At 59.0% G+C, this 25,795-nt stretch carries 32 protein-coding genes and 1 pseudogene; 20 read left to right on the forward strand and 13 right to left on the reverse strand.

The genetic code is table 11. From position 1 onward, the window contains the following. Window positions 1–3 precede the first annotated feature (3 nt). The 4 genes from ACXAC3_RS14795 to ACXAC3_RS14810 all read left to right on the forward strand — a co-directional run bounded on the left by ACXAC3_RS14795 (window position 4) and on the right by ACXAC3_RS14810 (window position 2,467). Complete coding sequence (locus ACXAC3_RS14795; RefSeq protein WP_475161635.1) at window positions 4–1,062, forward strand: hypothetical protein; 1,059 nt, start codon at window positions 4–6, stop codon at window positions 1,060–1,062. Continuing rightward, the gene (locus ACXAC3_RS14800) at window positions 1,055–1,219 is read left to right on the forward strand and encodes a hypothetical protein (protein ID WP_475161637.1); all 165 of its coding nucleotides are present in this window, start codon (window positions 1,055–1,057) and stop codon (window positions 1,217–1,219) included. Before ACXAC3_RS14795 ends, ACXAC3_RS14800 begins: the two co-directional genes overlap by 8 nt. A 144-nt stretch (window positions 1,220–1,363) precedes the next feature. Beyond that, window positions 1,364–1,675 carry a hypothetical protein gene (locus ACXAC3_RS14805; protein ID WP_475161641.1) on the forward strand — a complete coding sequence of 104 codons (312 nt, stop codon included), beginning with the start codon at window positions 1,364–1,366 and terminating at the stop codon, window positions 1,673–1,675. Between the two features lie 195 nt (window positions 1,676–1,870). Further along, window positions 1,871–2,467 carry a hypothetical protein gene (locus ACXAC3_RS14810; protein ID WP_475161646.1) on the forward strand — a complete coding sequence of 199 codons (597 nt, stop codon included), beginning with the start codon at window positions 1,871–1,873 and terminating at the stop codon, window positions 2,465–2,467. 134 nt (window positions 2,468–2,601) lie between these two features. On the opposite strand, the gene ACXAC3_RS14815 is transcribed toward ACXAC3_RS14810, so the two are convergent. Continuing rightward, entirely contained in the window at window positions 2,602–2,844 is a 243-nt protein-coding gene (locus ACXAC3_RS14815) for a helix-turn-helix domain-containing protein (protein ID WP_475161649.1), read from the reverse strand. A gap of 107 nt (window positions 2,845–2,951) precedes the next feature. Between ACXAC3_RS14815 and ACXAC3_RS14820 the strand changes: the two genes are divergently transcribed. From ACXAC3_RS14820 to aqpZ, 7 genes and pseudogenes are all read left to right on the forward strand, one after another. Then, window positions 2,952–3,254, forward strand: coding sequence for a hypothetical protein (locus ACXAC3_RS14820; protein ID WP_170492029.1), 303 nt, complete (start codon window positions 2,952–2,954; stop codon window positions 3,252–3,254). Between the two features lie 545 nt (window positions 3,255–3,799). Next, on the forward strand, window positions 3,800–4,606 hold the full coding sequence (locus ACXAC3_RS14825) for a ferritin-like domain-containing protein (RefSeq protein WP_475163442.1): 807 nt from the start codon (window positions 3,800–3,802) through the stop codon (window positions 4,604–4,606). Window positions 4,607–4,969: 363 nt separating this feature from the next. Continuing rightward, window positions 4,970–5,170: pseudogene (locus tag ACXAC3_RS14830) on the forward strand (DUF455 family protein); the annotation flags it as partial. A gap of 179 nt (window positions 5,171–5,349) precedes the next feature. Further along, complete coding sequence (locus tag ACXAC3_RS14835) at window positions 5,350–6,675, forward strand: DUF5930 domain-containing protein (protein ID WP_475161655.1); 1,326 nt, start codon at window positions 5,350–5,352, stop codon at window positions 6,673–6,675. Continuing rightward, on the forward strand, window positions 6,665–7,165 hold the full coding sequence (locus tag ACXAC3_RS14840) for a bactofilin family protein (protein WP_475161657.1): 501 nt from the start codon (window positions 6,665–6,667) through the stop codon (window positions 7,163–7,165). Before ACXAC3_RS14835 ends, ACXAC3_RS14840 begins: the two co-directional genes overlap by 11 nt. 120 nt (window positions 7,166–7,285) lie before the next feature. Next, complete coding sequence (locus ACXAC3_RS14845; RefSeq protein ID WP_475161659.1) at window positions 7,286–8,107, forward strand: M90 family metallopeptidase; 822 nt, start codon at window positions 7,286–7,288, stop codon at window positions 8,105–8,107. A gap of 103 nt (window positions 8,108–8,210) precedes the next feature. Beyond that, entirely contained in the window at window positions 8,211–8,897 is a 687-nt protein-coding gene (aqpZ, locus tag ACXAC3_RS14850; RefSeq protein ID WP_475161661.1) for an aquaporin Z, read from the forward strand. A 52-nt stretch (window positions 8,898–8,949) separates the two neighbouring features. Here aqpZ and ACXAC3_RS14855 read toward each other — a convergent pair whose 3' ends face one another. Both ACXAC3_RS14855 and ACXAC3_RS14860 read right to left on the reverse strand, forming a co-directional pair. Continuing rightward, window positions 8,950–9,498: a peptidylprolyl isomerase gene (locus ACXAC3_RS14855; protein WP_475161664.1), complete on the reverse strand. Its 549-nt coding sequence runs from the start codon at window positions 9,496–9,498 to the stop codon at window positions 8,950–8,952. Further along, window positions 9,491–9,997 carry a peptidylprolyl isomerase gene (locus ACXAC3_RS14860; protein ID WP_475161668.1) on the reverse strand — a complete coding sequence of 169 codons (507 nt, stop codon included), beginning with the start codon at window positions 9,995–9,997 and terminating at the stop codon, window positions 9,491–9,493. Before ACXAC3_RS14860 ends, ACXAC3_RS14855 begins: the two co-directional genes overlap by 8 nt. 135 nt (window positions 9,998–10,132) lie before the next feature. Between ACXAC3_RS14860 and ACXAC3_RS14865 the strand changes: the two genes are divergently transcribed. From ACXAC3_RS14865 to ACXAC3_RS14900, 8 genes are all read left to right on the forward strand, one after another. Further along, window positions 10,133–11,323 (forward strand): phosphoglycerate kinase, encoded by a 1,191-nt coding sequence (locus ACXAC3_RS14865; RefSeq protein WP_475161671.1) that lies wholly within the window; start codon window positions 10,133–10,135, stop codon window positions 11,321–11,323. Between the two features lie 70 nt (window positions 11,324–11,393). Then, complete coding sequence (locus tag ACXAC3_RS14870) at window positions 11,394–11,738, forward strand: lysozyme inhibitor LprI family protein (RefSeq protein ID WP_475161675.1); 345 nt, start codon at window positions 11,394–11,396, stop codon at window positions 11,736–11,738. A 178-nt stretch (window positions 11,739–11,916) separates the two neighbouring features. Next, on the forward strand, window positions 11,917–12,216 hold the full coding sequence (locus ACXAC3_RS14875) for an FtsB family cell division protein (RefSeq protein ID WP_475161677.1): 300 nt from the start codon (window positions 11,917–11,919) through the stop codon (window positions 12,214–12,216). Window positions 12,217–12,384: 168 nt separating this feature from the next. Then, window positions 12,385–13,374, forward strand: coding sequence for a pyruvate dehydrogenase (acetyl-transferring) E1 component subunit alpha (gene pdhA / locus ACXAC3_RS14880; protein ID WP_475161680.1), 990 nt, complete (start codon window positions 12,385–12,387; stop codon window positions 13,372–13,374). Window positions 13,375–13,389: 15 nt separating this feature from the next. Further along, window positions 13,390–14,751, forward strand: a complete 1,362-nt coding sequence (locus ACXAC3_RS14885) for a pyruvate dehydrogenase complex E1 component subunit beta (protein ID WP_475161682.1) — start codon at window positions 13,390–13,392, stop codon at window positions 14,749–14,751. A gap of 1 nt (window position 14,752) precedes the next feature. Next, the gene (locus tag ACXAC3_RS14890) at window positions 14,753–15,016 is read left to right on the forward strand and encodes a hypothetical protein (protein ID WP_475161684.1); all 264 of its coding nucleotides are present in this window, start codon (window positions 14,753–14,755) and stop codon (window positions 15,014–15,016) included. Window position 15,017: 1 nt separating this feature from the next. Further along, window positions 15,018–16,319, forward strand: coding sequence for a pyruvate dehydrogenase complex dihydrolipoamide acetyltransferase (locus tag ACXAC3_RS14895; protein WP_475161687.1), 1,302 nt, complete (start codon window positions 15,018–15,020; stop codon window positions 16,317–16,319). A gap of 156 nt (window positions 16,320–16,475) precedes the next feature. Continuing rightward, window positions 16,476–16,715, forward strand: coding sequence for a hypothetical protein (locus ACXAC3_RS14900; RefSeq protein ID WP_475161692.1), 240 nt, complete (start codon window positions 16,476–16,478; stop codon window positions 16,713–16,715). Between the two features lie 7 nt (window positions 16,716–16,722). Here the strand turns inward: ACXAC3_RS14900 and cysE are convergent, their stop codons facing one another. Then, a complete protein-coding gene (gene cysE / locus ACXAC3_RS14905) occupies window positions 16,723–17,532 on the reverse strand; it encodes a serine O-acetyltransferase (RefSeq protein WP_475161696.1) in 810 nt (269 codons plus the stop codon). An 84-nt stretch (window positions 17,533–17,616) separates the two neighbouring features. Here cysE and ACXAC3_RS14910 point away from each other — a divergent pair, with 84 nt between their 5' ends. Next, window positions 17,617–17,955 carry a TraR/DksA family transcriptional regulator gene (locus ACXAC3_RS14910; RefSeq protein WP_475161699.1) on the forward strand — a complete coding sequence of 113 codons (339 nt, stop codon included), beginning with the start codon at window positions 17,617–17,619 and terminating at the stop codon, window positions 17,953–17,955. On the opposite strand, the gene ACXAC3_RS14915 is transcribed toward ACXAC3_RS14910, so the two are convergent. From ACXAC3_RS14915 to ACXAC3_RS14955, 9 genes are read right to left on the reverse strand one after another with little or no spacing between them, the layout of a single operon-like run. Then, window positions 17,936–18,232 (reverse strand): DUF7742 family protein, encoded by a 297-nt coding sequence (locus ACXAC3_RS14915; RefSeq protein ID WP_475161702.1) that lies wholly within the window; start codon window positions 18,230–18,232, stop codon window positions 17,936–17,938. The genes ACXAC3_RS14910 and ACXAC3_RS14915 overlap by 20 nt on opposite strands. Before the next feature lie 8 nt (window positions 18,233–18,240). Further along, window positions 18,241–22,206, reverse strand: a complete 3,966-nt coding sequence (locus tag ACXAC3_RS14920; protein WP_475161705.1) for a baseplate multidomain protein megatron — start codon at window positions 22,204–22,206, stop codon at window positions 18,241–18,243. Next, on the reverse strand, window positions 22,207–22,653 hold the full coding sequence (locus ACXAC3_RS14925) for an NlpC/P60 family protein (protein ID WP_475161708.1): 447 nt from the start codon (window positions 22,651–22,653) through the stop codon (window positions 22,207–22,209). Continuing rightward, window positions 22,650–23,537 carry a DUF2163 domain-containing protein gene (locus ACXAC3_RS14930; RefSeq protein WP_475161709.1) on the reverse strand — a complete coding sequence of 296 codons (888 nt, stop codon included), beginning with the start codon at window positions 23,535–23,537 and terminating at the stop codon, window positions 22,650–22,652. The genes ACXAC3_RS14925 and ACXAC3_RS14930 overlap by 4 nt, the downstream gene beginning before the upstream one ends. Beyond that, a complete protein-coding gene (locus ACXAC3_RS14935; RefSeq protein WP_475161711.1) occupies window positions 23,537–24,169 on the reverse strand; it encodes a phage distal tail protein, Rcc01695 family in 633 nt (210 codons plus the stop codon). The genes ACXAC3_RS14930 and ACXAC3_RS14935 overlap by 1 nt, the downstream gene beginning before the upstream one ends. A 15-nt stretch (window positions 24,170–24,184) precedes the next feature. Continuing rightward, window positions 24,185–24,847 (reverse strand): phage tail tape measure protein, encoded by a 663-nt coding sequence (locus ACXAC3_RS14940; RefSeq protein WP_475161715.1) that lies wholly within the window; start codon window positions 24,845–24,847, stop codon window positions 24,185–24,187. Then, complete coding sequence (locus tag ACXAC3_RS14945) at window positions 24,834–25,043, reverse strand: rcc01693 family protein (RefSeq protein ID WP_475161718.1); 210 nt, start codon at window positions 25,041–25,043, stop codon at window positions 24,834–24,836. Before ACXAC3_RS14945 ends, ACXAC3_RS14940 begins: the two co-directional genes overlap by 14 nt. Continuing rightward, window positions 25,040–25,360 (reverse strand): gene transfer agent family protein, encoded by a 321-nt coding sequence (locus ACXAC3_RS14950; RefSeq protein ID WP_475161721.1) that lies wholly within the window; start codon window positions 25,358–25,360, stop codon window positions 25,040–25,042. The genes ACXAC3_RS14945 and ACXAC3_RS14950 overlap by 4 nt, the downstream gene beginning before the upstream one ends. Window positions 25,361–25,364: 4 nt before the next feature. Beyond that, window positions 25,365–25,778, reverse strand: coding sequence for a phage major tail protein, TP901-1 family (locus tag ACXAC3_RS14955; RefSeq protein ID WP_475161724.1), 414 nt, complete (start codon window positions 25,776–25,778; stop codon window positions 25,365–25,367). Window positions 25,779–25,795: the final 17 nt, after the last annotated feature.

Below are 25,795 nucleotides of genomic sequence, written 5' to 3' on the forward strand. Positions count from 1 at the left end.
CTGATGGATGATGTCGAAAAGAGCTGGAAGGAATTCCGGGAAAAGGTCCGAGGTGTGATCGAGGACAATGGAGCGCCAGATGATCTCCGCTCATTTGACGCCTGGTACGCCGAAGAGATGCGTTTGTTGATGGCGCACAACTACCCAGCTCCGCACGTCTCTGACGTCACATGGTCGACCGAGGGTCTGCATGTCGAGTGTGATGGCCGTGAAGTGGTCGACCGTATGATGACTGCTATGGCGGAGGTTTCACACGATCTCAAAGAGGCGCGGGCCCGGAGGTCAGTGATGAGCAGTGTTGTCGACTGGAATGATATTCATGGAAGCGTCTTCAAGCAGCTTGGTGAGTATCGTGCCGGGTGGGCGGAGCAGCTTACGCTTGCACTTGAGAAAGTGAAGAGGTTGATCGACGAGCAGCCCGACCTGTTTGGTGATGAACACCCGTCCATCGTTCAGATCAAACAGAAATGGGGAGGCTTGCGCGTCTATGAGGGCCCGGGCTGCAACCAGGCTACGAGTGAAGAGATTCAATGGCGTGTCGATCAGATTGAGCAAACCTGTGAAGGTTGTTCTAATTCTGCCCAACGCCAGAACGTCCTTGGGTTTGTGACGACGCTTTGCAGCTGGTGCTACAATGATGCTCTGCGGCGGCGATCTGAGGGCGCCGAAGGATCCTGGCCCGACAGCCTGAGGCTGGACATTGTGGAAAACTATCCAGACCTCGTTTCTCCAGATTGCGCATCTCTTGTTCCTGCTGTCGGAAAGGGCTGGCTCGTCGTGATTTCGCAAGCACTCCACAAGCTTTCCTTCAGTCAAGATTTCAGGGCACTGGACCCTGGAACTATTCAGATCTTGGACATTAAGAAAGGCCAGGATGGCAAGATTTGCATCGGTTTCAGTCGATACCACGATCTCATTCAAGAGTACGCTGACTGGATGAAATTTCGATGCGGCGTGACGTGTGAAGAGTGTGGCCACGTTGGTGAAATCGTTCGAACAGCCGACAGGTCTCAAGTGCTCTGTTCTCACTGTTACTGTACTCGGGAGAAGTCTGATGGGTGATGACGACGACGTTGAGCTGGATGAACAAACCTTGCGTTTGCTTAGGCTTCGGGAGGCTGAAATTGCGGCCGGTCGAGCAAAACTAACCAAGCCGATCTCAGCGGATGAGATCCGGTCGCGAAAGGTGCCTGATCCGACGCGTAAGCCAGATGAGTGACAAAACCACAGAAGAGGAAATCCCAATTTTCTTAATCTGCGAGACTTTGGTGAACGGTCAACTTCGAGAGATTGAAGGAAAAGAGATCACTGTAAAACCGAACAAGATCTTAGTCTTGAAGATCAGTGTCGAGGATGTTGAGCGATGACAGATGATTTTTCAGAAGAAGAGATCTTCGGGCGCCCGTTACAGGATGTTCCTCTGGATGACTTGATCGGAGAGTTGCAAGCCCGTCGCAAAGAGGGTCCGGAGGTCTGGCTTGCATTGCGCAAAATGATTTTCGAGCAAATCGCCGATTTTGCACAGCGTCCGGCCGATGCGCCCAAATGGCGGGATGAATGGGTCAAAGAGAACACCTGGGATCTAGTGACTGACGACGATGATGTCGAGATCACTGATGGTAGCGGCAACGTGTTCGACGACCTCGGGATCGAAGACCCAAGGAAGAAGACTTAGTGATGGGGCCCGAGCATTTCAGCTTGATCTTGTCCGCCGTGATCATTGTCGCGTTGGCGATCTACGTCAGGCACGTCGTCCGCACTGCTGGAAAAGATCGCGAAGTCGATCCAGAGCAAGTGCAAAGGATCATGCGAGATCTGGACTACAGCCACCTAGGCCGAGTGATGAACCGGCGAAGGAAGGGGTAGCGGGATGTTGAAGGTGGCTGTCTATGTTGGTGATCAAGAGGTCGCTCGAGCTGTGGCTGAGAACGATTCAGAACTCGCGGACGTGTCCGATTACAATATCCGGATGAACGAACGTGCTGCCGAGCGGTTTGGCATTCAAGAAAAAGGTCTCGGCGGCCGGATTAAAGGCCACCCTCGAAATCAGACGGTCTGGGCGCTCGTCCGCAAAATCGCAGACCTTTGGCTTGCGGGGACCGGCGCGGGCGAAGAAAGCGTTGAGGCAGAGCTGCTGCCGATGATCCGCAAGTCTATCCGCGAACTAGATGAGAGGGTCGAAAAGGAATCGAACCAGAGCGAAGATTGGAATGCTGTGATCAAGCAGATTTCTGATGACGAGCCGTATTCCCTGGGCTTCTACGTTGACAAATTTAAGTCGTGGACAGCGGACGAGCTCGAAGCTCTTCGATGTGATGTGGTTGAGACAGCCACAGAGGAAGAGCTAATGGCCGAGGTTGAACGCCGGCGAAGAGCTGGTCTACTGCCCAAGGAGGCCTCGAATGATGGCTTCTCTGATCTGGTTGATGATCTCTGGGGCAAACTCGATACAGACCCAGACCGCTAGTACAGCTTACCTGCCGCCATTACCCAATACTTAATATAAGCTGTCCCATTGGCGCTGACGTCAGACGGCTCTAACATCCGCAATCGTCCTCGCAGCACTCGTTTTATTCTGGCTATGAGTTTTGCTTCAAGATGTTACTCAGCCTCTTTTTCAATTTCAGAAACCAATTTGGTCAAAGTAAGCCCCAGAGCGCCACTGAGAAGTTGTAGGGTTCCGAGTGTTGGTTGGTGGTGCCCAGATTCCAGAAGTGAAATGTACTGCATGCTTCGGTTAGCCTGAGTGGCGAGCTCTTGTTGCGATAGCTTCTTTGCGAGTTTGTGGCGACGCAAAACTCTGGAAAATGCTGCTAGTAATTGGTCTTCTGGTGCGTTCGCCATGTTTTGACAAATCGCCCACGCAACGCTAGTCGTCTATACAGTATACTTTAAATCTCAGGGTAAATTCCAACTGCACCAAGGATTGGCAAAAAAGCGGGGGCCGTTAAATGGCGGAAAGAGTTCATCTGACAGAAACCCAGATGATTGAAATACTGAACAGACTGGAGATGCGCTTCTTGGAGCGACTGTCTCTCGACAAAGAACACAAGACTTTTGTCAAACCGAGCATTGCTTCAGGTGAAAAACCAACTCGAACCAGCGGAAGGCCTAGGTCTCAATACGTTGCGCAATTGCATCTATCAATTTTGGAAGAAGATGCGGCCTGGTTCAAAATGACCGCACAAGCCAACAACCTCCAGTACGGTAAGTTCTTCACCCATTTACGCCAAATTTTCGAGCAACACGGTTAGGTTGGTAGTGGAGGAAGGTCATACGCAGAACGGCTTTATGCTTCGTACAGGCATGGAAGACTAAACGATTATTAAATTCAAATACTTAACAGGAATTGTCAAGGACAACCATGCCACAGTCTAGGGCTGCGATGATTGAGGTCGCCGCCCCAGATAGCAGTGCGGTGTCTCGCTTCGTCTAGTTCACCAGCCCCACTCTCCAATCCGTGCGCAATTATTCTGAGTCAAAAGGCTGGCTCATCAACTCGGATTCAGTCCGCTCATCGACCGTCCGATCTTCCAATTAACCGATCATTCAATATGCGCTCTAACTGACAGATGGCCGTAGTTTCGGGAGCGCATGATGGCTCAGACCACGCAGCAACCTGAAATCTGGACGCAGGCTGCGCCCTATAGTAGGCGTGGCAGGCAACCTTAAAATGCTTAATGCGCCATCAGGTTTAAAGCTAAGCTCTGCTAATTCCACCGAACCGGGAGCAAGTTACACTTTGTCTAGCCGCACTGAAAAAGACGCTGAAACACAGCGTCCGACTACCCTGACTGCAATGGCGGTCGACGTGCTCTCCACGGCGGATGGTCACGCAAAAACAGCCAAATCACGAGCCTACGCTTCTATTTGGAAAACTGCGCGTACTAAGGGAGAAATCATTGAACTAGGGCTTTCTATTCCACCAGATCATCCTGCTCGCCCACAGAAACCGGAGTTGCTCAGTCCCCGCGACGTACCAAAGCGCAAGCCGGGATCTCCAGCAGGAAGAATAGCGCTGCTGCATGCCGTCGCTCATATCGAACTCAATGCAGTCGATCTGCACTGGGATATTATCTCACGCTTCGCCCACGTACCGATGCCGATGGGATTTTATGACGACTGGGTAAAAGCTGCGGACGACGAAGCAAAACACTTCAATCTGATCTGTGATTGCCTTGAAAGGATGGGAAGTTACTACGGAGCCCTGCCCGCTCATGATGGAATGTGGCGCGCGGCAACAGATACCGCAAACGACCTACAAGGGCGGTTAGCTATCGTTCCAATGGTATTGGAGGCACGAGGGCTAGATGTAACGCCAGGAATGATAGAAATTTTCGAGAAAGCTGGCGAAACCGCGGCTGTTGAAAGCCTCAAAACCATCTACAGCGAGGAAGTCAGCCACGTGGCGTATGGGGCGAAATGGTTTAACTTCGGCTGTGGCAGGGAAAACAGTGATCCAAAAGAAGTATTCCATGCGCTAGTGAAGCGCTATTTCAAAGCGGGTTTAAAGCCTCCGTTCAACGAAGAAAAACGCGCGGACGCCGGATTGCCACCTGATTTTTATTGGCCGCTCGTTGAGGAGCTTCCACCCTATGTTCGCTGAGTATATTGGCATTTGCCCGCGCCACTGAAGCGTTTTGCATGCAGACCTAGTACTTCAAGTAGTCACCTGCGCGTCGATTCACGAGGCGACAGTTCCCGCGCACAGACGGCGAAACCGCTTCGGCAAGCGGGATCTCGTCCAAGCAAAGCAGAAGAATTGCCCAAGCCAAACTCGTTTCTCTTCCCGTTTGCCGCTTCTGTCCTCAATTCGATCCGGATTGGAACTCAAGTGCATGGAACTTTTGATGGGGTTTTAAGGAGAAAAAGTTCCATAGTGCGCGTGGAACTTTTTGAAGTGGAAGTTTTTCGGCTCCATGCATTGATTGTTTCAACGGGATTTCGCTGATCGATACAAAAAAGTATTGGTTTTGGTTGGTATAACGAGTCTCTGTGCGGGCGCGAAAATGCGGATCCGAAGGACGTTTTTCACCAGCTTGTCCGCCGCTATTTCCACGGCGTTCTGAAACCTCCGTTCAACGAGGAAAAGCGCGCCGAAGCCGGATTGCCACCCGATTTCTACTGGCCACTGACCGAAGACCTGCCAGCCCCCGGACAGTCGCAATAAGCACGCTCAAGTTGACGTTATCGGCAATTTCCCGCCGAGAATGGGCCGGAAAGCCCTGCTACGTAGGGTAAACTGGTTAACAAACTTGCCCAAATCCGATGCGCCCTCTATGCAATTCGCCCAAGGGACGGCTATCACTCACGACCGGTCCCGAATTTTGGGGATGAGAGGGAAGACGCGTGCGAACACGTCTGGCAATAAAACTACACTCACTACTCGAACGGCATTTCCCGGAGCGCCGGGTTTTCTTGAAATCTGACAACGACACGCGGTTCATCCGGCTCAGCTCGGAAACGCAGATTGTCGCCGTCGCCGGTGTTGCGGTGATCGTCGGATGGACGGCGGTTGCCACGGCGATCCTGCTGATGGACAGCATCGGGTCGGGCAATTTCCGGGAACAGGCGAAACGCGATCAGGCGACCTATCAGGAGCGCCTGAATATTCTGTCCGCAGAACGCGATGTTCGGGCGCAGGAAGCGCTGGCAGCGCAGGACAGGTTCAACGCGGCGCTGGAACAGATTTCGGCCATGCAATCCGAATTGCTGGCCTCGGAAAACCGCCGCCGAGAACTGGAAACCGGGATCGAAGTCATCCAGACCACTCTGCGCGCAACGATGAAGCAGCGCGAAGAGGCCCGCACCGAGCTGGCCGAAATGCAGCACGGTCCGGAGGTTGATGGCGTCTACATGGCGACCCTGTCCGACCCCGAGCAGATGAATTTCATGACCCAGGCGCTGACCCGCACAGCGCAGGAGCGTGACAAGATCGCAGCGGACGCCAAGCATGCCCTGGATCAGCGGGACGAGCTGGAACTGGAAATCCAGCTGATGCAGGAACGCAGCGACGAGATTTTCCGCCAGTTGGAAGAGGCGATGGTGATCTCGGTCGAACCGCTGGACAAGATGTTCCGTCAGGCCGGTATGCCCACCGACCGCATCATCGAAGAGGTCCGGCGCGGATATAGCGGTATGGGCGGTCCGCTGACCCCTTTATCCTTCAGCACACGCGGTGAGGAACTGACCCCCGACCAGATCCGCGCGAACACGCTGTTGCAGCAAATGGACCAGCTGAACCTGTATCGCATCGCGGCCGAAAAGGCCCCGTTCGCCAGCCCGGTGAACTCGGTCGTGCGTTTCACCAGCGGCTTCGGAACCCGCCGCGACCCCAAGACCGGTGGCCGCCGTATGCATAACGGAGCAGATTTCGCCGGCGCGCACGGGACGGACATCCTTGCAACCGCCGATGGTGTTGTCACTCATGCCGGCTGGCAGTCCGGGTTCGGCCGGCTGGTCAAGATCCGCCACGCCTTCGGGATTGAGACACTTTACGCTCATAACACCAAGATCCGGGTCAAGGTTGGCCAAAGGGTCTCGCGCGGGGATCATATTGCTGATATGGGTAGCACCGGACGGTCTACCGGCACGCATCTGCACTATGAGGTGCGTGTAAACGGAAAACCTGTAAACCCAATGACTTACATCAAGGCTGCGAGAAATGTTTTCTAAGAGCAAAATCAACGAACCCGCATCCAATGCGCCCGAGACGGCTAAACCTGCCGCTCCGGCCACACCAGCGGCCCCTGCACCAACCGAAACCAAAGCCAGCACGGCCCCCAAGCCCAAGCCGCCGGCATCGGTTCTGTCCTCGGACCTGCACATCACCGGCAACCTGAAGACGTCTGGCGACATTCAGGTCGAAGGCACAGTCGAAGGCGACATCCGCGCGCATCTGCTGACCATTGGCGAGACCGCGACCATCAAGGGCGAAGTCACTGCCGATGACGTCGTGATCAACGGCCGCATCGTTGGCCGGGTGCGTGGCCTGAAGGTGCGCCTGACCTCGACCGCACGCGTCGAAGGCGACATCATCCACAAGACCATCGCCATTGAAAGCGGTGCACATTTCGAAGGTTCGGTGCAGCGTCAGGACGACCCGCTGAACCCGGGCCGCAGCGGCAAGTCGGGTGCCAACCCGGCCGCCGAAGTCAAGCAGTAACGCTGACAGGCAACGAATTGGTGGAACGCCGCGGGCCCCCCGCGGCGTTTTTCGTTTGGCGATGCCGTGGCCCCGGAAATTCCGGTTTCCTGCTGTCGGGGCTCCGTATAAGCTTTTTGGATGTTGTTCTTTTTTGCCATCCTGCTGTTGATCGCGGGCTTGTTTGTTTATCACCACTGGTCCCGGTCCCAGACCCGGCAGAAGCTTTTGGCAACGCCCCTGACGGAACAGCAGCGGATCATCATCGAACGGCAGGTGCCGCTGGTTCGCCGGCTTCCGGCCAATCTGCGCACCAAGCTCGACGGCAAGGTGAACCTTTTTCTGGATCAGGTCCGCTTTCACGGCTGCGACGGTCTGGACGTCACAGATGAGATGCGGCTTGCCATTGCGGCACAGGCCTGTCTGCTAGTCGTCAACAGTGACCTCTGGTACGACCACCTGACGACGATCCTGATCTACCCGACGGCGTTCAAATCACGTCAGCGCAGGCAGGATGGCTATGTCGTCAGCGAAAAGGAAATCGTGCGCACCGGTGAAAGCTGGGATCGCGGCCCGGTGATCCTGTCATGGTCGCACAGCAGGCAGGGGGCGATGAATGACAGGGACGGGCAGAACGTTGTCCTGCACGAGTTCGCCCACCAGATCGACGATTTGTCCGGCGGGACAAACGGCGTCCCGATCCTGAGTGACGGGCAGAGTTTCGCCGAGTGGGAACACGTCTTTCTGACCGCCTATGACGCCCATGTCCGCGCCGTTGAAAGCGGTCGCCACACGCTCATCGACGCTTATGGCGCTGTGGGTCATGAAGAGTTCTTTGCCGTCTCCGTCGAGGTCTTTTTCGAACAGCCCCGGGAACTGAAAGCCGAGGTACCGGACGTTTACGATCAACTGGCCAAACTGTTCCGGCTGGACCCGGCTTCGTGGACGGGCCCCCGCCTCTGAGGCCGCGCTCTGCACTGCGCCACATAACCACCGCCCCGGTGCCCGTTTCGCAAAATCCGTTTTTGCCTTACACTGAAACCCATTGTTTTCAGGAGGGCATTTCATGTTTCAAAAACTTTTGGCGGAATTCTTCGGCACGTTCTGGCTGGTGCTGGGGGGCTGTGGCAGCGCAGTGTTGGCGGCGGGCGTTGCGGATGTCGGTATTGGCTGGCTGGGCGTTTCCTTTGCCTTCGGTCTGACCGTGCTGACAATGGCCTATGCGGTCGGACATGTCTCGGGCGGGCATTTCAACCCGGCTGTCAGCCTTGGCCTGATGATCGGCGGCAGGTTCCCGGCAAAGGACCTTGTCCCTTACTGGATCGCGCAGGTGATCGGAGCCATTGCCGCCGCGGCCGTCCTGTATCTGATCGTCAGCGGCGCACCGGGGTTCGAGGGCGTTGGCGGGTTTGCCTCAAACGGCTATGGCGACGCCTCACCCGGGGGCTATTCGATGACCTCCGCCTTGGTGACCGAGATCGTGATGACCGCGTTCTTCATCGTGGTCATTTTGGGCGCGACCTCGAACTGGGCTCCGGACGGGTTTGCCCCGATCGCCATTGGTCTGTGCCTGACGCTGATTCACCTGATCTCGATCCCGGTGACAAACACATCGGTCAATCCGGCGCGGTCGACCGGTGTCGCCCTGTTTGCCGATGGTCCGGCACTTGCGCAGCTCTGGCTGTTTTGGGTTGCCCCGCTGATCGGTGCCGCCATCGGGGCGCTGATCTGGGCGGCTATGGGCGACGACTAGCCCCACGAACATTCAAAAAAGCCCCGGCGTCATTCGGCGCCGGGGCTGTGTCTTACTCAGTCACTGTGACCTTTTTCATAACATCGGGCTGGCCGATCACAGCGCCATTGGGGCCTTCGCCCCGCTTGATCGCATCGACCACATCCATCCCATCGGTCACCTGACCGACCACAGTGTATTGCCCGTTCAGGAAGGGGCCAGGTTCGAACATGATGAAGAACTGCGAATTGGCACTGTTGGGGTCCTGTGCCCGCGCCATGCCGAGGACACCGCGATCATAATTGTAGTCCGAAAATTCGGCAGGCAGATCCGGCCGGTCCGACCCTCCGGTTCCGGCCCGGCGCAGATCACTGCCCATCCGGCCATGTTCGACATCGCCGGTCTGAGCCATGAATCCGTCAATCACGCGGTGAAAAACAACGCCGTCATATTTGCCTTCAGCGGCCAAGGCACTGATTTGTTCGACATGTTTCGGGGCAAGGTCCTCGAACAGATCAACGGTGACGGTGCCGTTGGCCCCCTCACCCTCGATCTCGATCTCAAGGCCCGTGGCCAACGCGGGGCTGGCCAGCAGAGCGAATGCGGCGGCCAGCTTATGCATCGGCTGCAACCTTCACGCTGATCATGCGGTCGGGGTTCGCTGGCGGCTCGCCGCGTACAATGGCGTCCACATGCTCCATCCCGTCGATGACGCGACCGTAAACGGTGTACTGGCCGTTCAGAAAGTGATTGTCCTTGAAGTTGATGAAGAACTGCGAGTTCGCGGAATCCGGATTCTGCGACCGGGCAGCGCCCAGAGTGCCGCGATCATGGGGCAGCTTGGAAAACTCGGCCGGTACGTTCGGCAGCGACGAACCGCCTGTGCCCGCCATGCGCAGGTTGAACCCGTCTTCCATATCACCGTGCTGCACGTCACCAGTCTGAGCCATGAACCCGTCGATCACTCGGTGAAAGGCCACGTTGTCATATTCACCACCGCGCGCCAGCTCTTTCATCCGCGCACTGTGCTGCGGGGCCACGTCCGGCAACAGTTCGATGATGACATTGCCACCTTTCAGTTCGATGATGATTGTGTTTTCGGGATCCTTGATCTCGGCCATGAGGCCCTCCTGTCGATTTGTCTTGCGCAAATACCTATGCGCCGGGCGCGTGAATGCCAAGTGACGCATTGACCTGAGGGCAAAATGCAGGAAAAGAACCGCCTAAACCGGTTTTACAATACTGAGGATTGCACCATGGGCTGGAAAACGCTGGACGATATGGACCTGAACGGCAAACGCGTATTGGTGCGGGTGGATATCAATGTACCGGTCGTGGATGGCGTTGTGACCGACGCGACGCGCATTCAGCGCATCGTGCCGACCGTGCAGGATATTCTGTCGGCTGGCGGCAAACCCATTCTGCTGGCCCATTTCGGACGTCCTGGAGGCGAGCGGCGCGAAAACCTGTCGCTGAAGCAGTTGGTTCCGACGCTGGAGGCGGCGCTTGGTGCCAGTGTCCTGTTTGCCGCCGATTGCGTCGGCACCGAGGCCGAGCTGGCCGCCGACACTCTGCAGCCCGGTCAGGTGCTGCTGCTGGAAAACACGCGCTTTCACGCGGCTGAAACCAAGAACGACCCCGAACTGGCGGCCGGGATGGCCAGGCTGGGCGACATCTATTGCAACGACGCCTTTTCCGCCGCGCACCGCGCGCACAGCTCGACCGAAGCGCTTGCGCGCCTGCTGCCCTGTTGCGCGGGCCGTCTGATGCAGCAGGAGTTGAGCGCGCTTGAAAATGCGCTGGGATCACCAAAGCGCCCTGTCACGGCGGTTGTGGGCGGTGCCAAGGTTTCGACAAAGCTGGATCTGTTGGGCAACCTGATCGACAAGGTTGATTATCTGGTCATTGGTGGCGGCATGGCAAACACGTTCCTTGTGGCCCGGGGTCAGGATGTGGGCAAGTCCTTGGCCGAACATGCGATGAAAGACACCGCCGCTGAGATCATGGCCAAGGCTGGCGCCTCCGGCTGTCAGATCGTCCTGCCGCGCGACATCGTGGTTGCCGAGAAATTCGAGGCCAAGGCCCCGCATCAGGTTCTGGCTGCCGATCAGTGCCCCCCTGACAGCATGATTCTGGATGCAGGTTCCGAAAGCGTCGCCGCAATCACCGACATCTTTGAACAAAGCCAGACCCTGATCTGGAACGGCCCGCTGGGCGCGTTCGAGCTTGAGCCGTTCGACACCGCAACCAACGCGGCCGCGCTCAAGGCCGCCGCCCTGACACGGGCCGGTCAACTGATTTCAGTCGCAGGCGGTGGCGACACGGTGGCTGCGTTGAACGCATCCGGCGCGGCAAAGGACTTTTCCTACATCTCCACCGCAGGGGGCGCGTTTTTGGAGTGGATGGAAGGCAAAACCCTGCCCGGCGTTGCCGCATTGGAACAATAATCTACCCCCGTCACTTGTGGCCGACCGCTGGGGATCGTGGTAAAATCTTCTTTTAATCCGGAGATTTGCCATGAAAGCCATTGCGGTCCTCGCGCTTGTCCTGATCCCCTGTTCATCCTTTGCCCAGTCTCATTGTGGCGGCCAGACGCAGCTGGAAATCAATTTCTGCGCGAAGGAGAAGTGGGAAATCGCAGACCGTGAACTGAACCGGTTGTGGAAGGAAATCAAACCCGCAGCGGATGCGCGCGGCGATGGGCAGGCGTTGCTGAATGAACAGCGCGCCTGGCTGAAAACGCGCGATGCCACCTGTGAACAGGAACTAACCGCGGGCGGCAGCGCCGACGCCATGTTTTACTGGTCATGCATGGAAGAACAAACACTTAGGCGCAATCACGAACTGACGACCTGGCGTTGAAAACACGCGCCTTTCCATTGAGACGCCACTGCCAAGCCAGACCGTTTGAACTTTTCACCACCCGGCACGGAAATTTGCGAATCAGGGGATTCACAAGCCGAATCACCTATGACATAGTGCGAACAGAGGCCCGCAAAGGGCACGTTTTTGAGGCAGACTTCATACGGCGGTAAACAGAGTGTCCCGTTCCCATCGGCCCGGTTTGGGCGCAGTTGTTTTCTTCATGGTGGCTTTCATGCTGGGTGTCTATTTCACCTTTGCCGCCGTGCAGGGCGACTATGGCCTGTTCCGACGGGTCGAGATTGCGGCGGAACGGGACGCCCTGTCGCGCGATCTGGCACAGCTGGAATCCGAGATTGCCGAAATGGAAAATCTGACGCGACGCCTGTCCGATACCTATCTGGATCTGGATCTGCTGGATCAGCAAACCCGCAGCGTTCTGGGCATGATCCGCGCGGATGAGATCGTTATTCGCTGACCCGCGACGTAGCCCCAAAGCCTTTCTCTTCTCAACGCAGCCCCGGTGACATGCGCCGAATTGCGCGCGATCCGACGCTGCGTCACATTTCCACTCGCCAGAAAGCAGGAAATGCTTTATGAGATAGTTTAACGCTAAACTATCTGCCGAGAGGGGGAGATTGCCGCTATGGCTGCGCGAAAAACCGCAAAGAAACCAAATGTTTCTGCAGAAGAGCTTACCACCTATTACCGCGAGATGTTGCTGATCCGCCGATTCGAGGAAAAGGCAGGGCAGCTATACGGAATGGGCCTGATCGGCGGTTTCTGCCACCTCTATATCGGTCAGGAGGCTGTTGTTGTCGGCCTTGAAGCCGCCGCCGAGGAAGGTGACAAGCGCATCACATCGTATCGCGATCACGGTCACATGCTGGCCTGCGGGATGGACCCGGGCGGCGTGATGGCCGAACTGACGGGGCGTATCGGGGGCTTGTCCAAGGGCAAGGGCGGCTCGATGCACATATTCTCGAAAGAAAAGCATTTCTACGGTGGTCATGGCATTGTCGGCGCGCAGGTGCCGCTGGGCGCCGGTTTGGCCTTCGCCGACAAATACAAAGAGAATGGCCGCGTGACCTTCACCTATTTCGGCGACGGTGCTGCAAACCAGGGTCAGGTCTATGAGACGTTCAACATGGCCGCCCTGTGGGCCTTGCCGGTCGTCTTCGTGATCGAGAACAACCAATACGCCATGGGCACCGCTCAGGCGCGCTCAACCTCGACCAAGGATATCTACCACCGGGGCGAGGCCTTTGGCATCCCGGGTGAGATCGTTAACGGCATGGATGTGCTGGCCGTCAAGGAAGCCGGTGAAAAGGCGGTCGCCCACTGCCGCGCCGGCAAGGGGCCCTACATCCTGGAAATCAAAACCTATCGCTATCGTGGCCATTCGATGTCGGACCCGGCCAAATACCGCACCCGCGAAGAAGTTCAGAAGGTCCGCGAGCAGAGCGACCCGATCGAACATGTGCGTGAACTGCTGCTGGCTGGCAAGCACGCGACCGAAGACGACCTGAAAGCGATCGACAAAGAGATCAAGGAGGTCGTGAACCAGGCCGCCGAATTCTCGAAAGAAAGCCCCGAGCCGTCGCTGGACGAGCTTTGGACTGACATCTACGCCTGAGAGGACGAATAAGACATGGCAACCGAAATTCTCATGCCCGCACTCTCGCCCACGATGGAAGAGGGCACGCTGGCCAAATGGCTGGTCAAGGAAGGCGACACCGTCTCCTCCGGCGATATCATGGCCGAGATTGAAACCGACAAGGCGACAATGGAGTTCGAGGCCGTCGACGAAGGCATCGTCGGCAAGATCCTGATCGCGGAAGGCACCGAAGGGGTCAAGGTCAACACCCCCATTGCGATCCTGGTTGAGGAAGGCGAAGACGCCTCTGCCCTGCCCGCGACAGCAGCGGTGGCCGAGGCCGCCCCCGCGGCGGTTGAGGCGCCCGCTCCTGCGGCGACGGCGCCTGCGGCCCCGGTGGTCGATCACTCGCCCGACTGGCCCGCCGACGCGGAAATGGCGCAGCACACGGTGCGGGAAGCCCTGCGCGACGCGATGGCCGAAGAGATGCGCAACGACGAAGATGTGCTCTTGATGGGCGAAGAAGTCGCCGAATATCAGGGCGCGTATAAGGTCAGCCAGGGTCTTCTGGACGAATTCGGTTCCAAGAGGGTGATCGACACCCCGATCACCGAGCATGGCTTTACCGGCATTGCCGTTGGGTCAGCCTTTGGCGGGCTGAAACCGATTGTCGAGTTCATGACCTTCAACTTCGCCATGCAGGCGATTGACCAGATCATCAACTCGGCGGCCAAGACGCTTTACATGTCCGGCGGCCAGATGGGCTGTCCCATCGTGTTCCGCGGTCCCAACGGTGCGGCGGCACGTGTGGGGGCGCAACACAGCCAGGACTATGCCGCCTGGTACATGCAGGTCCCGGGCCTGAAAGTGGTGATGCCCTATTCAGCTGCCGATGCCAAAGGCCTGCTGAAATCGGCGATCCGCGATCCCAACCCGGTGGTGTTCCTTGAAAACGAGATCCTTTATGGCCGATCCTTCGACGTGCCGCAGGTGGATGATCTGACCATCCCGCTGGGCAAAGCCCGCATCTGGCGCGAAGGATCTGACGTGACCATCGTCAGCTTTGGCATCGGCATGCAGTTCGCTCTGGAAGCTGCTGATAAGCTGGCCGAGGAAGGCATCTATGCCGAGGTGATCGATCTGCGCACCATCCGCCCGATGGACACCGGCGCGATCATCAACTCGGTGATGAAAACCAACCGTCTGGTGACTGTCGAGGAAGGCTGGCCGCAAGGCTCGGTCGGCAGCTACATTTCCTCCGTGGTGATGCAGGAGGCGTTCGACTACCTCGACGCGCCAGTCATCAACTGCACCGGCAAGGACGTTCCGATGCCCTATGCCGCGAACCTGGAAAAACTGGCGCTGGTCACCACGGATGAGGTGATCGCGGCGGTCAAACAGGTGACCTACCGGTAAGATGATGGAGATCAGGGGCCGCGATCCAGCAACCGAATGCTACCGTGTCGAAATCGACGTCGACAACCGCATCGTACGGGCGCTGGTTCCCGAGCGTCTGGTTGCGGATACCGGTTTGACCGGCGCGCGCCCTTCTCATCAGACGGCATATGTCTGGATGGCCGAGAACAAGAACAAAATCGAAGCCGCGATTGCGACGCTCGCACGTGGCACGGGGCGCCCCAAGGCGCCCTATGACCAAATTACTTTGATTGAGGAGCGCTGAGATGCCCACCGAAATCCTTATGCCTGCCCTGTCCCCGACGATGGAGGAAGGCACGCTTGCAAAATGGCTGGTGAAGGAAGGCGACACCGTCTCCTCCGGCGATCTGCTGGCCGAGATCGAAACCGACAAGGCCACGATGGAGTTCGAGGCCGTTGACGAAGGCACGATCGGCAAGATCCTGATCCCCGAGGGCACCGAAGGGGTCAAGGTCAACACCGCCATCGCGGTTCTGCTGGAAGATGGTGAAAGCGCCGATGATATCGCGGCCACACCTGCCGCAGCCCCGGCGGCTGCGCCCGCAGCGGCCGCAGGCAACGAGGCCGCCGCGCCAGCGGCGTCCGAGGCGGCTGCCCCCGCTCCGGCGGCTCCGGTCAAGGCCGATGGCGGGCGTATCTTCGCGTCCCCCCTGGCTCGTCGGATCGCTGCTCAGAAAGGTCTCGATCTGGCGCAGATCAGCGGCTCCGGCCCCCATGGGCGCATCGTCAAAGCCGATGTCGAAGGTGCGACTGCAACCGCAACCGCCGCCACCCCTGCCGCCGCCGCAGCGGCGCCTGCCGCTGCAGCCCCGGCTGGTCCCTCGGCCGATGCCGTCGCCCGGATGTACGAAGGGCGGGAATACGAGGAAATCAAACTCGACGGCATGCGCAAAACCATCGCTGCGCGCCTGTCTGAGGCCAAACAGACCATCCCGCATTTCTATCTGCGCCGCGACATCAGGCTGGATGCGTTGCTGAAATTCCGCGGCCAGTTGAACAAGCAGTTGGAAGGCCGGGGCGTCAAACTCAGCGTCAATGACTTCATCATCAAGGCCGTCGCCAACGCGCTGCAACAGGTGCCTGCCTGCAACGCAGTCTGGGCAGGTGACCGGGTGTTGCAGCTGAAACCGTCGGACGTGGCAGTGGCGGTCGCCATCGAGGGCGGTCTGTTCACCCCGGTCCTGCAGGACGCCGACACCAAATCTCTGTCTGCCCTGTCGACCGAGATGAAGGATCTCGCCGCCCGCGCCCGCGAGCGCAAACTGGCCCCGCATGAATATCAGGGCGGGACCTTTGCGGTCTCGAACCTGGGCATGTTCGGCATCGACAATTTCGACGCCATCGTGAACCCACCGCATGCGGGCATTCTGGCCGTGGGCACCGGTGTCAAGAAGCCGGTTGTCGGCGATGACGGTGAACTGACCGTGGCCACTGTCATGTCGGTCACCATGTCGGTCGACCACCGCGTCATCGACGGCGCGCTGGGGGCGGAACTGCTGCAGGCAATTGTCGACAATCTGGAAAACCCGATGGTTATGCTGGCCTGATCGTCAGCAGAGCTTTCGCCGCGCCGGGTGACTTACCCGGCGCGGCAGCATTGACCCTTGCCGTGTTGTGAAAGGCTGTGACCGTAGCAGCCATTGCCCCGGCCCCTGTGGCTGCTCACCTTGATTGCATCAAGTTCCCCGATGCAAAGGTGCGCCATGACCCTCGTGAACACGGCCAAATCCCTACTGATCTTGTCGGTTCTGGCGACTGCTGTGCCAACGGCCACCGTTGCGAAACCCAACAGTTATCCAGGCGAAAATTCGACCCATCAGCCCGACCCTGCCGAAGTTGCGAAACGCAAGGCTGAACGTGCCAAACGGGTCGAAGACCGGAAAAAACGACGTGAGGAGAAAAGGCTCAAGCGATTGAACAGAAAGAACAACCGCCCGAACTGAGGTTTCTCTACTGGTCTTTGCCCAGCATGTGATCCATCGAGATCGACGGCTGATCGCACCCGGCCTCACCCACGATTTTGGCGGGAATACCGGCGACCGTCTTGCAGGCCGGAACCTCTTGCAGAACCACGGACCCCGCTGCGATGCGGCTGCATGGACCAACTTCGATATTGCCCAGCACCTTGGCGCCGGCACCGATCAGAACGCCATCACCGATTTTCGGATGACGATCCTCTTCTTCCTTCCCGGTTCCGCCCAGCGTTACGGAATGCAGCATCGAGACATTGTCGCCAACCACCGCCGTTTCACCGATCACGATCGAATGCGCATGGTCGATCATGATACCCTTGCCGATTTTCGCGGCCGGGTGAATGTCGATCCCGAATATTTCGGATGAGCGCATCTGGAAGAAATAGGCCAGGTCATACCGCCCCTTGCGCCACAGCCAATGCGCCACGCGATAAGCCTGCATCGCCTGGTATCCCTTGAAGTAAAGGACCGGCTGCAACAACCGATGGCAGGCGGGGTCACGCTCGTAAACCGCCATCAGGTCGGCACGCGCCGCTTCGATCAGGGTTGCGTCATCGGCATAGGCTTCGTCCACGATTTCACGCAGAACCATCATCGACATTTCATTCGAACACAGCTTTGCGGAAACCCGATACGAAAGCGCCCGCTCAAGGCTGCGATGGTGCAGGATACAGGCGTGAACCAGCCCCCCCATCAGGGGTTCACTTTCGACGGCCGCCTGGGCCTCGGTCGTAATGCGATCCCAAACCGGATCGACGGGAGTGACCTGACTGCGCTTTTCCAACATGGCTTTTGATCCTTTGCTGCGCCTAGAATGCCATTTAGTGGCAAAATCGCCAAACGCAAACCCGTGATCGGCAGGTTAACGAAAATGAATGAAACTGCGCTGTCAGAATTCGAAGGATTGATCCGTGCCCGGCTGGCAGAACTGGCCGAACAATCGGCTTCGGGGAAAAAGGCGCAGGCCATTGTCGAACTGGATCAGCAAGCCGTGGGCCGCCTGAGCAGAATGGACGCCCTGCAGAATCAGGCTATGGCCAAGGCCCAACAGGCAAACCGCGATCTGGAAGTTCGAAGGCTGACAGCCGCCCTAACCCGAATTCAGGACGGCGAATTTGGCTATTGCGAAGATTGCGGCGACGAAATTCCTGCGGGCCGGCTTAATCTGGACCTCGCCGCCAGCAAATGCGTCAGCTGCGCGTCTTCTTGACCAGAAATTGGATCAGGTGGCGCAGAACTTGTTCGAAACACTGACAATATTGAATGTCGTCGAACCCGGGCTCATCCGCCAGCGGCCGGTTGCGCGCGGCTGCCATCAGCGAACCGTTGCCGAAATGCGGGTGTAGTTTGCCGGTCTGACCAACATGTGCGTCGGCCAGTTCGGCTTCGTGGATCATTCGCAGGCAGAGGCGATCGCGATCCGCTGGCGGCGCGGTCAGCAGGACCCGCGCCGCGGCGCTGACATCACCGTGCAAAACAGGGCGCATGGTATTGCCTATCCGACCGTCAGTCTTGCGAATGATCCCGGCCCATAGCTGGCTGACACCTGCGCAACGCGCACCTCATAGGACCCAGTTGATCCATCATCTTGTTTCATTGCGGCGGGGTAATGAAATCCGGGCGCCTGGACGACGTCTTCACGTACCCGGGCTCCGTTGACCCAAAACTGAATCAGGTAGGATTCGCTTTCCTCGCCCAGCGGCACCTCAAGCCCGGCCCAATCATCTCCGTCAATCCGGGTGCGGCGGATCCACGAGACATGATCACCTGCGGGTGATGCGGTTACCGCCAAATGCGCTGGTGCGTAGGGTCGAAGCCCATTGCCATCAAAAGCTTCCACAAGATGAGTAAAGGACGGATCATCATACCCCCGTGCGCCAGGGCCGATCCGGTAATGCTTGCTGACCCGTCGCTCCGACCTTCGCAACCCGGTCTGGTAGACGCGCTGGTCCAGCAGCACGAACATCGACCCTTCCGGCCAGGCCTCGGGCATGATCGCATCTGTTCCCAGCTGGCCGCGCAGCCGCCCGGACAGGTTGTAAATTCCTGTTTCCTGAAGGTCGGCGTCCGCGAACTGAAACACTTCCCAGTTGTTCGGCGTTCCGTCCCCAATCGCGGCCAGATTTGCCCCGTTCAGCAAAGCTTCGCGCGGGCGGGATTCCAGCAGCCCGTCAACCAGATTAACTCGCAAGGGGGTTGCCTCATCCCAAAGCCCGGCACTTGCCCGCATCAGGGGCGTTTCGGTAAATCCTATGACAGCCTGGGCTGAAATCACCTCTTGCAAGGCATAGTCCTCATCGCTTGCAGCCGAATAGACGGCGACGCTGCCCGGCCAGGGGTTGGCGGACACAGCCAGATACGGCGCGTGCGGCTGTTCGGACCCGGTGATCAAGGGCAAATCCATGAACACCGGCAATACGGGAACAGGAGCCACAAAGGGTTTTGCGGTCACCGCGTCATCGGGCAGGTCTGTGGGCGCATAGACGCCAGGTTCGATGCGAACGGCCTCTGCCAGTTGCATTTCGGCCTGTTCCAGACGGTCGATGCGATATCTCGCGCCCTCTCCATTCCCGTTCAGGCGGATCACGTCCCCCGCACCGACGTTCAGCAGCGATGGCGGCAGCGCGAACCGGGCCGTTTCGCGGGACACCCGGGCCTCGCTCAGCCAACGTTCGGCGGTCTGCCTGCCTTCGGCGCGTGTCATCGACAGCGGCATCTCGTTCACCGAAACCGAGTGCGTGCGCGTGTCCGGCAGGACCGCTTCTTCAGACACGATGTCATGATCGGCATCCGATTGCACAAAACGCAGGCGCACGCGGCCCGTCATCTCCGCTTCGGCTTCGCGCCGATATTCGACCCGTCCTTCGATATCCGAAATGTCGGCGAACGTGTCGGTGTTCAGATCAATGGCGCTGTCGCCATTGCGCATCCGGAATTGCAACACGCCGTCCCGTTCGATCGCATCGAACCCATAGCGCAACATCAAGGGCTGCAACGCCGCGCGGGCGCTGGTGACATCCTCGATCGCGTATCCCCGGACCACACCGTACAGGCGCGAGACGTCTATGTCCGTAACGCCGGCCCCGTAACAGATTTCAGTTACGACAGAGGCCAACGTCCGTGACCCGGACCGTCCGTTCAACCAGTGCCCGCGCGCATAGTTCGCGCCATCGCTCCACTGGCTGCGCAGGTTTGGGAAGGTGGGGTAAGGGCGCGCGTCCCAGGCCCAGACATAAGCGTTCGACAGGTCGATCATCCGCCCGTCGTAAACATCGGAAGCCGGGTTCGTGTCCGGGTCGGACCAGTACCCCAACATTGCTTTCAGATATTGCACCTGAATGAAATCGTCGCGCTGCCCGTCAGAATAGCGCGGCAGGCTGGATTCCGACGACTTCGGATCCAGAAACTTGTTCGGTTGATTGGTGCCCTTGTCGATTGCGGCACAGCCAAGTTCGGTGAACCAGATCGGTTTTGACCCCGGCACCCAATCTGTCCGGTTGACTTGGCGCACCCCTCCAATCCGCTCGTGATGCGGTTGCGACCACCAGTTGCGCAAGTCCTTGTATCGCCAGATCCAGGCCTCGTCATACTCGCTGTCCTCGATCGGGCTGCGGATCTGGGCCCTAGCCTCTTCGGGTGAGGCGTAGTACCAGTCATAGCCTTCGCCACCTTCGATATTGCTGCGCAAATAATCGATGTCGTAGATCGCGTCCGCACCGGCCTTGGCATCCAGATGATCTTCGCCCGCGCGCCAGTCCGACAGCGGCATGTAATTGTCGATGCCGACAAAGTCGATGTTGTCATCGGCCCACAGCGGGTCGAGGTGAAAGTAGCGGTCGCCTGACCCGTCGTTGGGCTGATACCCGAAATATTCGCTCCAGTCGGCCGCGTATCCGATTTTTGTACCCGGCCCCAATATCTTGCGCACCTCGGCGGCAAGGTCCTGCAGTTGGCGAACGGCAGGAAACCCGGTCAGGCCGCGGATCTGCGTCAGCCCGCGCATTTCCGACGATATGCAGAACGAGTCAACGCCTCCGGCGGCTTTGCACAAAGCCGCGTAATGCAGGATGAACCTGCGCAATCCCCATTCCTGCGGCCCGCTATAAGAAACGGTGCCGTCACCAACCGCAAAGTCACTTGCACGGGTTTGCCCGAAGAACGTGGCCACCTGTGCATCCGCAGCCGCCGTCTGGTCCGGCGACCCTTCCCGCCCCGGAGCGGTGCTTAGCGTAATCCGACCTCGCCAGGGCAAGTGCGGCTGACTGCGGGCCTCGGACCATGGGTCCGGCAGGCCGTTGTCACGCAACTGGTCCATCAGGATAAACGGATAAAACATGACGCGCTTGCCTGCATCCTTCAGGTGCCGGATAGCCTGCACCACTGACTCGTCTGTCGGAGTTGCGCCGTAAACCGGGCGGTCCCCGTCCTGCCGCACCCGTTGTGCCGCGTTTCGGTGCACGCCGGCCACGCGCCAGGGCATGTCCTTGCCTTCGATATCCTTGTGCAAGACCTTGGGGCGGATCTGGCATTGCCCGCACCGCAGGTCATCGCCAAACCACGAAACGATCAAGGACGTGGCATCACATGCGGGCAATTCAGTGCTCAGTGCGCGTGTGGCGGTCACAAGGTCCGGCTTGCCGGATGCCGAATTAACATTCGCGGCCCAGCTTCGCCCCTGCCCCTTTGTGTAATTCACCTGTGTCGCGGCCAGCGCATATTCGCCGGTGCCAGGCATCAGGGCGACGCCCCGGATGGTTCTGGACAAGGCATCCGGTGTGTCCGGCATTCCCGCCTGTTCCTGGCGTACAACCTCAAAAGAAAACTGCGGAACGCGATTTCCGAACGCGCCCAGTTGCAGGTCTTCGATTACAACATAGGCTGTTCCGCGATAGGCCGGAACGTTTCCTGTTCCCTCAATGGACTCGATCAGCGGGTCCGGCAGTTGACTGTCCGAACCGCGGTAGATGCGCATGTTCAGCCCGGCGCGTTCCAGTTCCTCTCCGTCTGCCCATACGCGCGGCACGTCGGCAATACGTCCCGCGCCAACGGCAATGGCCAGAGAAATCGAGTAGCTGTAGCTGTGGGTGGTGGTACTGACTTCGGGGGTTTTGGGGGACCCCTTGCCACCGCCCCCACCGGACTGAGTGGCGGTGCTCGTGCTTTTGGTTTCCAGAAAATCCGAAGCCCAGATCACCTGACCGCCCACCCGCATACGCCCGAAGACAGTAGCAACCGGTGCCCCCTCACCGGATTCGGTAAGGCGAAACCGATCCAGACGTCCTGTCTCAACAACTTCGCTGCCGCCGCCCATCACCGACTGGCTCATCAGCCGTTGGTCGATGACACGGCCCAGTGTCGCGCCGATCGCTCGTCCGATCACCGCAGACGACAGGCCCGCGACGGTTCCGCCAACCGCCCCGCCAATCGCAGCCCCTGCCGCGGAAAGAACAATTGTAGCCATTCACATATCCTCCAGCGGAAATTCAAAACGGGCAACGATCCGGCGGCGCCAGGGCGCGCTCAGAGCGTTCTCGACAACGCCATATCCGGAATAGGCGTGAATAAACCGGGGCACTGCACCAGTGTCGCTGACAATGCCCACATGCTTGGCGACCCGGCCTTCCCGCATGCGGAAAAGCAAAACATCCCCGATGGCCGGGGCGTTCGAGTTCTTCTCGATCAGGTGTCGTTGCGCGGCGGCCCACATCCGCTCCTCGCCCTGCGGCTCGGACCAGTCCATGCTATAGGTCGGAACCAGTTCCGGTTCCTGTCCGAATTGGGCCCGCCACACGCCTCGCAGCAAGCCCAGACAATCGGTGCCCGCGCCCTTGACCGACGCCTGGTGCACATAAGGCGTACCTAGCCAACTGCGGGCCTCATCAACAATGTCCTGCCGACGCACGCTCATCGAATGCTCCCCCCTTTGTTCGGGTTGCCTTGCTTTGGAACAGCCATCACCCAGTCTTCGCCCGGAAGATCAGGAAATCCCTGAAAGTTGATCAGATTGTTGAACTTTTTCCGGCAGGCGCTCATGCTCTTGTTACATCCTGCCGTCAGCCTGACCTGATCGCCGACCGCCAGACCGCCGCTCATCCCGGACCACAAAGTAACATTCCGGCCGCCGGCATTTTTCCGGTCCAGCTTGATGGAGGTCCACAGTCCAGCCGCACGCCCGGACAAAACGTCCAGCCTGCCGCGTTCGAACCATGCCGCGGCCGGAGCTTCTGCGCCTTTCAACTGCAATGCGCTGAGACCGGTCAGACCGACGACTTCCGCCGTCGCCGCAAAGCCCGGAGCGTTCAGATCGAATTTGCAGGCCGCGTCACCCAACACGGCGGTACATGGTTTCTGATAAATTCTGCCCATTGGGCGGTTCAACAGGTCCGTCAGGCCGCGCAGTTCGGCGTGGAAGGCTCCGCCGGCGCGGCGAAGCTCACCAATCGAGCCCCGAAACTGCAGCATGCGTTGCTCGGGTGCCGCCCAGTTGACCAGCCAGGCGCGCACCTCTGCCCCATCGAAACGGCCGGCTTCGATGTCTTCTTCGGTCACGGCGGCATCAGACAGCGCGCCCATGGCCTCAGAATTGTCGATGGACAGCCCGGTGGCCTGTTCGATCGCGGTCGCGGTCAGGCCGGTGCTGGCCTTGAACTCCAGACCATCAAAGCTCAACGCCATATCGTGGTCGGTGAACCCATAAACCTGCCCGTCCGAGCGTGTGATCGCCCAGCACCTGCAAGTCGTGGTCAGCCCGCTCTGCAAATGGTCCAGCAATCCCTGCTTGTCGCCACTCATCACACGCGCACCTCGACAACCGGGACATTCGGCACGTCGCCGGCCTGAAAACTGGCAACGCTGGTCTGAATCCTGTCGGTATCAAACCGAACCGGAACGTCGAATTCGAAACCTGCGGTGATCTCCACCTGTTCAGGCGGCGGTGCTGAAAAAGTTACCACCCCCCGAGCAAGGTCGACTTCGAAGTCGACGCCTTCGCGCATTTCGTCCTGTTCAAGCCCGAGCTTTACCGACCCAAGCACCGGCTTGATGATCGGCCGAACATAGCTGAATTCACCGGATCTGTATGTCTTCACCAGTTGAAACGCGGTCTGTACGCCGTCCCCCCGTGCAATAACCTGATCACCCTTATCGACATCCGCGGTGGCCGCGCCCGACTTGTAATCAGACCAGTCCTTCCAGCGGAACCCAAACATCTGGCCCTGCCTGGCTTCGAAAAAGGACACCAGCGTTTCGATGTCATCCAGAGACCGCATCCCCAGACCGGCATCATAGCGTCGCCTTGAATGTGCCCAGGGCGTGTTGCGCTCTTCGAACCCGTTGGCCAGCGTCACGATATCCGTGCGCCGTTCGGGACCGCCGACCGAGCCGAAGCTCAGGCTGGCGGGAAATCTCACCTCGTGGAAATTCATGACCTGCTCCTGTCATTACCTGTTGCGATTGCCGCGACCCAGCGCCCGGCTCATCTGAGCGGCGATCTGGCCCTGACTGCGACGGAATCCCTGCACGTCCGGAGTTGTGATGTTCATCACCACATTCACGGCGCGACCGCCGCCAGAGGTCCGCACCCCCAGCTTTCCGTCAGGTCCGCGCGCCAGAGGCATGATCGCCTCGGGGCCAGCCTCGCCCATCAATCCGGTGCCGCCACGCATGGGAAAGGTCGTGGGGCCGCTGACCACGCCGCCATTGGCAAACGGCATCACCCGGCCCTGCGAAAAGCTACCTCCATCCGCGAACGGCAGCATCCCCTGCACCAGACCGCCAACTGTGTTGGCCAACATCCCGCCAAAATGATCCGTGACCGGTTTGATTGCCGCCGAATAGGCCGTTCGGATCATCGAATTCTTCAGCACGTCCAGAGCATCTGACAGGTTCATCCCATCCAGAACCACGCCGTCAAACGCCTTGCGCAAGCCGCCCGACATGCCGCGCTCCAATGTAGCGACGTCCTTGCCGGTCTCCTCGAAGGCCGCGCTGATCCGCTTCATCTGGCTGTCAAACGCTGCCGCCATCGAGGCCGCATCCCCCAGCGAGTCGCCCAGCGCCTCGCCCCGTTCCTGCAGGTCGTCAAACCCGTCACGATCCGTCATCACGCTCTCCTTGTTCCTTGTCCGGATAGGCCGCCAGAAGCGCGTCCAGACCGGCGCGGTTCATTGCCGGCAACCCTGCGCCCTGTCCCAGCATCAGCCGCAATTCAGCGGGCGTCAGCCGCCAGAATTGATCCGGCGACAGACGCAACCCGACAAACCCGGCCCGCATCAGCACGGGCCAGTCGAACCCGCTCATGATTCACCCGGCACCATGAAGGCTCGCGCCAGCAGTTCAGCAGCCGCGCGCGCACCAGCCATTGGGCCGCCTTCAATTTCAGCGCTCAGCAATTCGGCGCCGGTCACATCAACCCCACCGCCCCGCAGCCCCGCTACAATCAGGGCGAGCACATCACCACTGGAATACGACCCGCCTTCGAACCGCTGCACCAATTCCACCAGGGACCCGGTGCCCAATTCCTGTTCCAACCCCGCCAAGGCACCCAGCGTAAGCTTGAGCACCCGGCGCTCCCCATCGATGGTCAACGCCACCTCGCCCGTCCACGGATTGGCCATTGGATTACAGCGCTGTGAAGGCCAGAGCACCGGCGCTGGCCAGGCTCATCTCATAGGTCGCTTCACCATTGTGCGAGCCCGCATATTCGATACCCGTCACTTGAAACGCGCCCTCGACAATGCCGAAATCAGGGATGATCACCTGAAAATTCGGCGTCTCGCCATCAAAGAACAGCTGCCGCGCGCGCTCATCCGTATCGGCGTCCTTGAACACGCCCGAACCCGAGATCGCGGCGGATTTAACCCCCGCCCCGGACAGAAGTTCGCGCCAGCCGCCCTGGCTTTCCAGACTGGTGACATCCACGCTTTCCGCATTAAAACTGACCCGCGTGGCGCGCAGCCCCGCAATGGTCTCAAACAGGCCCGAGCCGTTCATATCCACTTTGACCAACAGGTCTTTTCCGTTCTGGGCAGGCATATGCTCTCTCCGTTGAT

Source organism: Ruegeria sp. ABV4_181 (assembly GCF_056158465.1).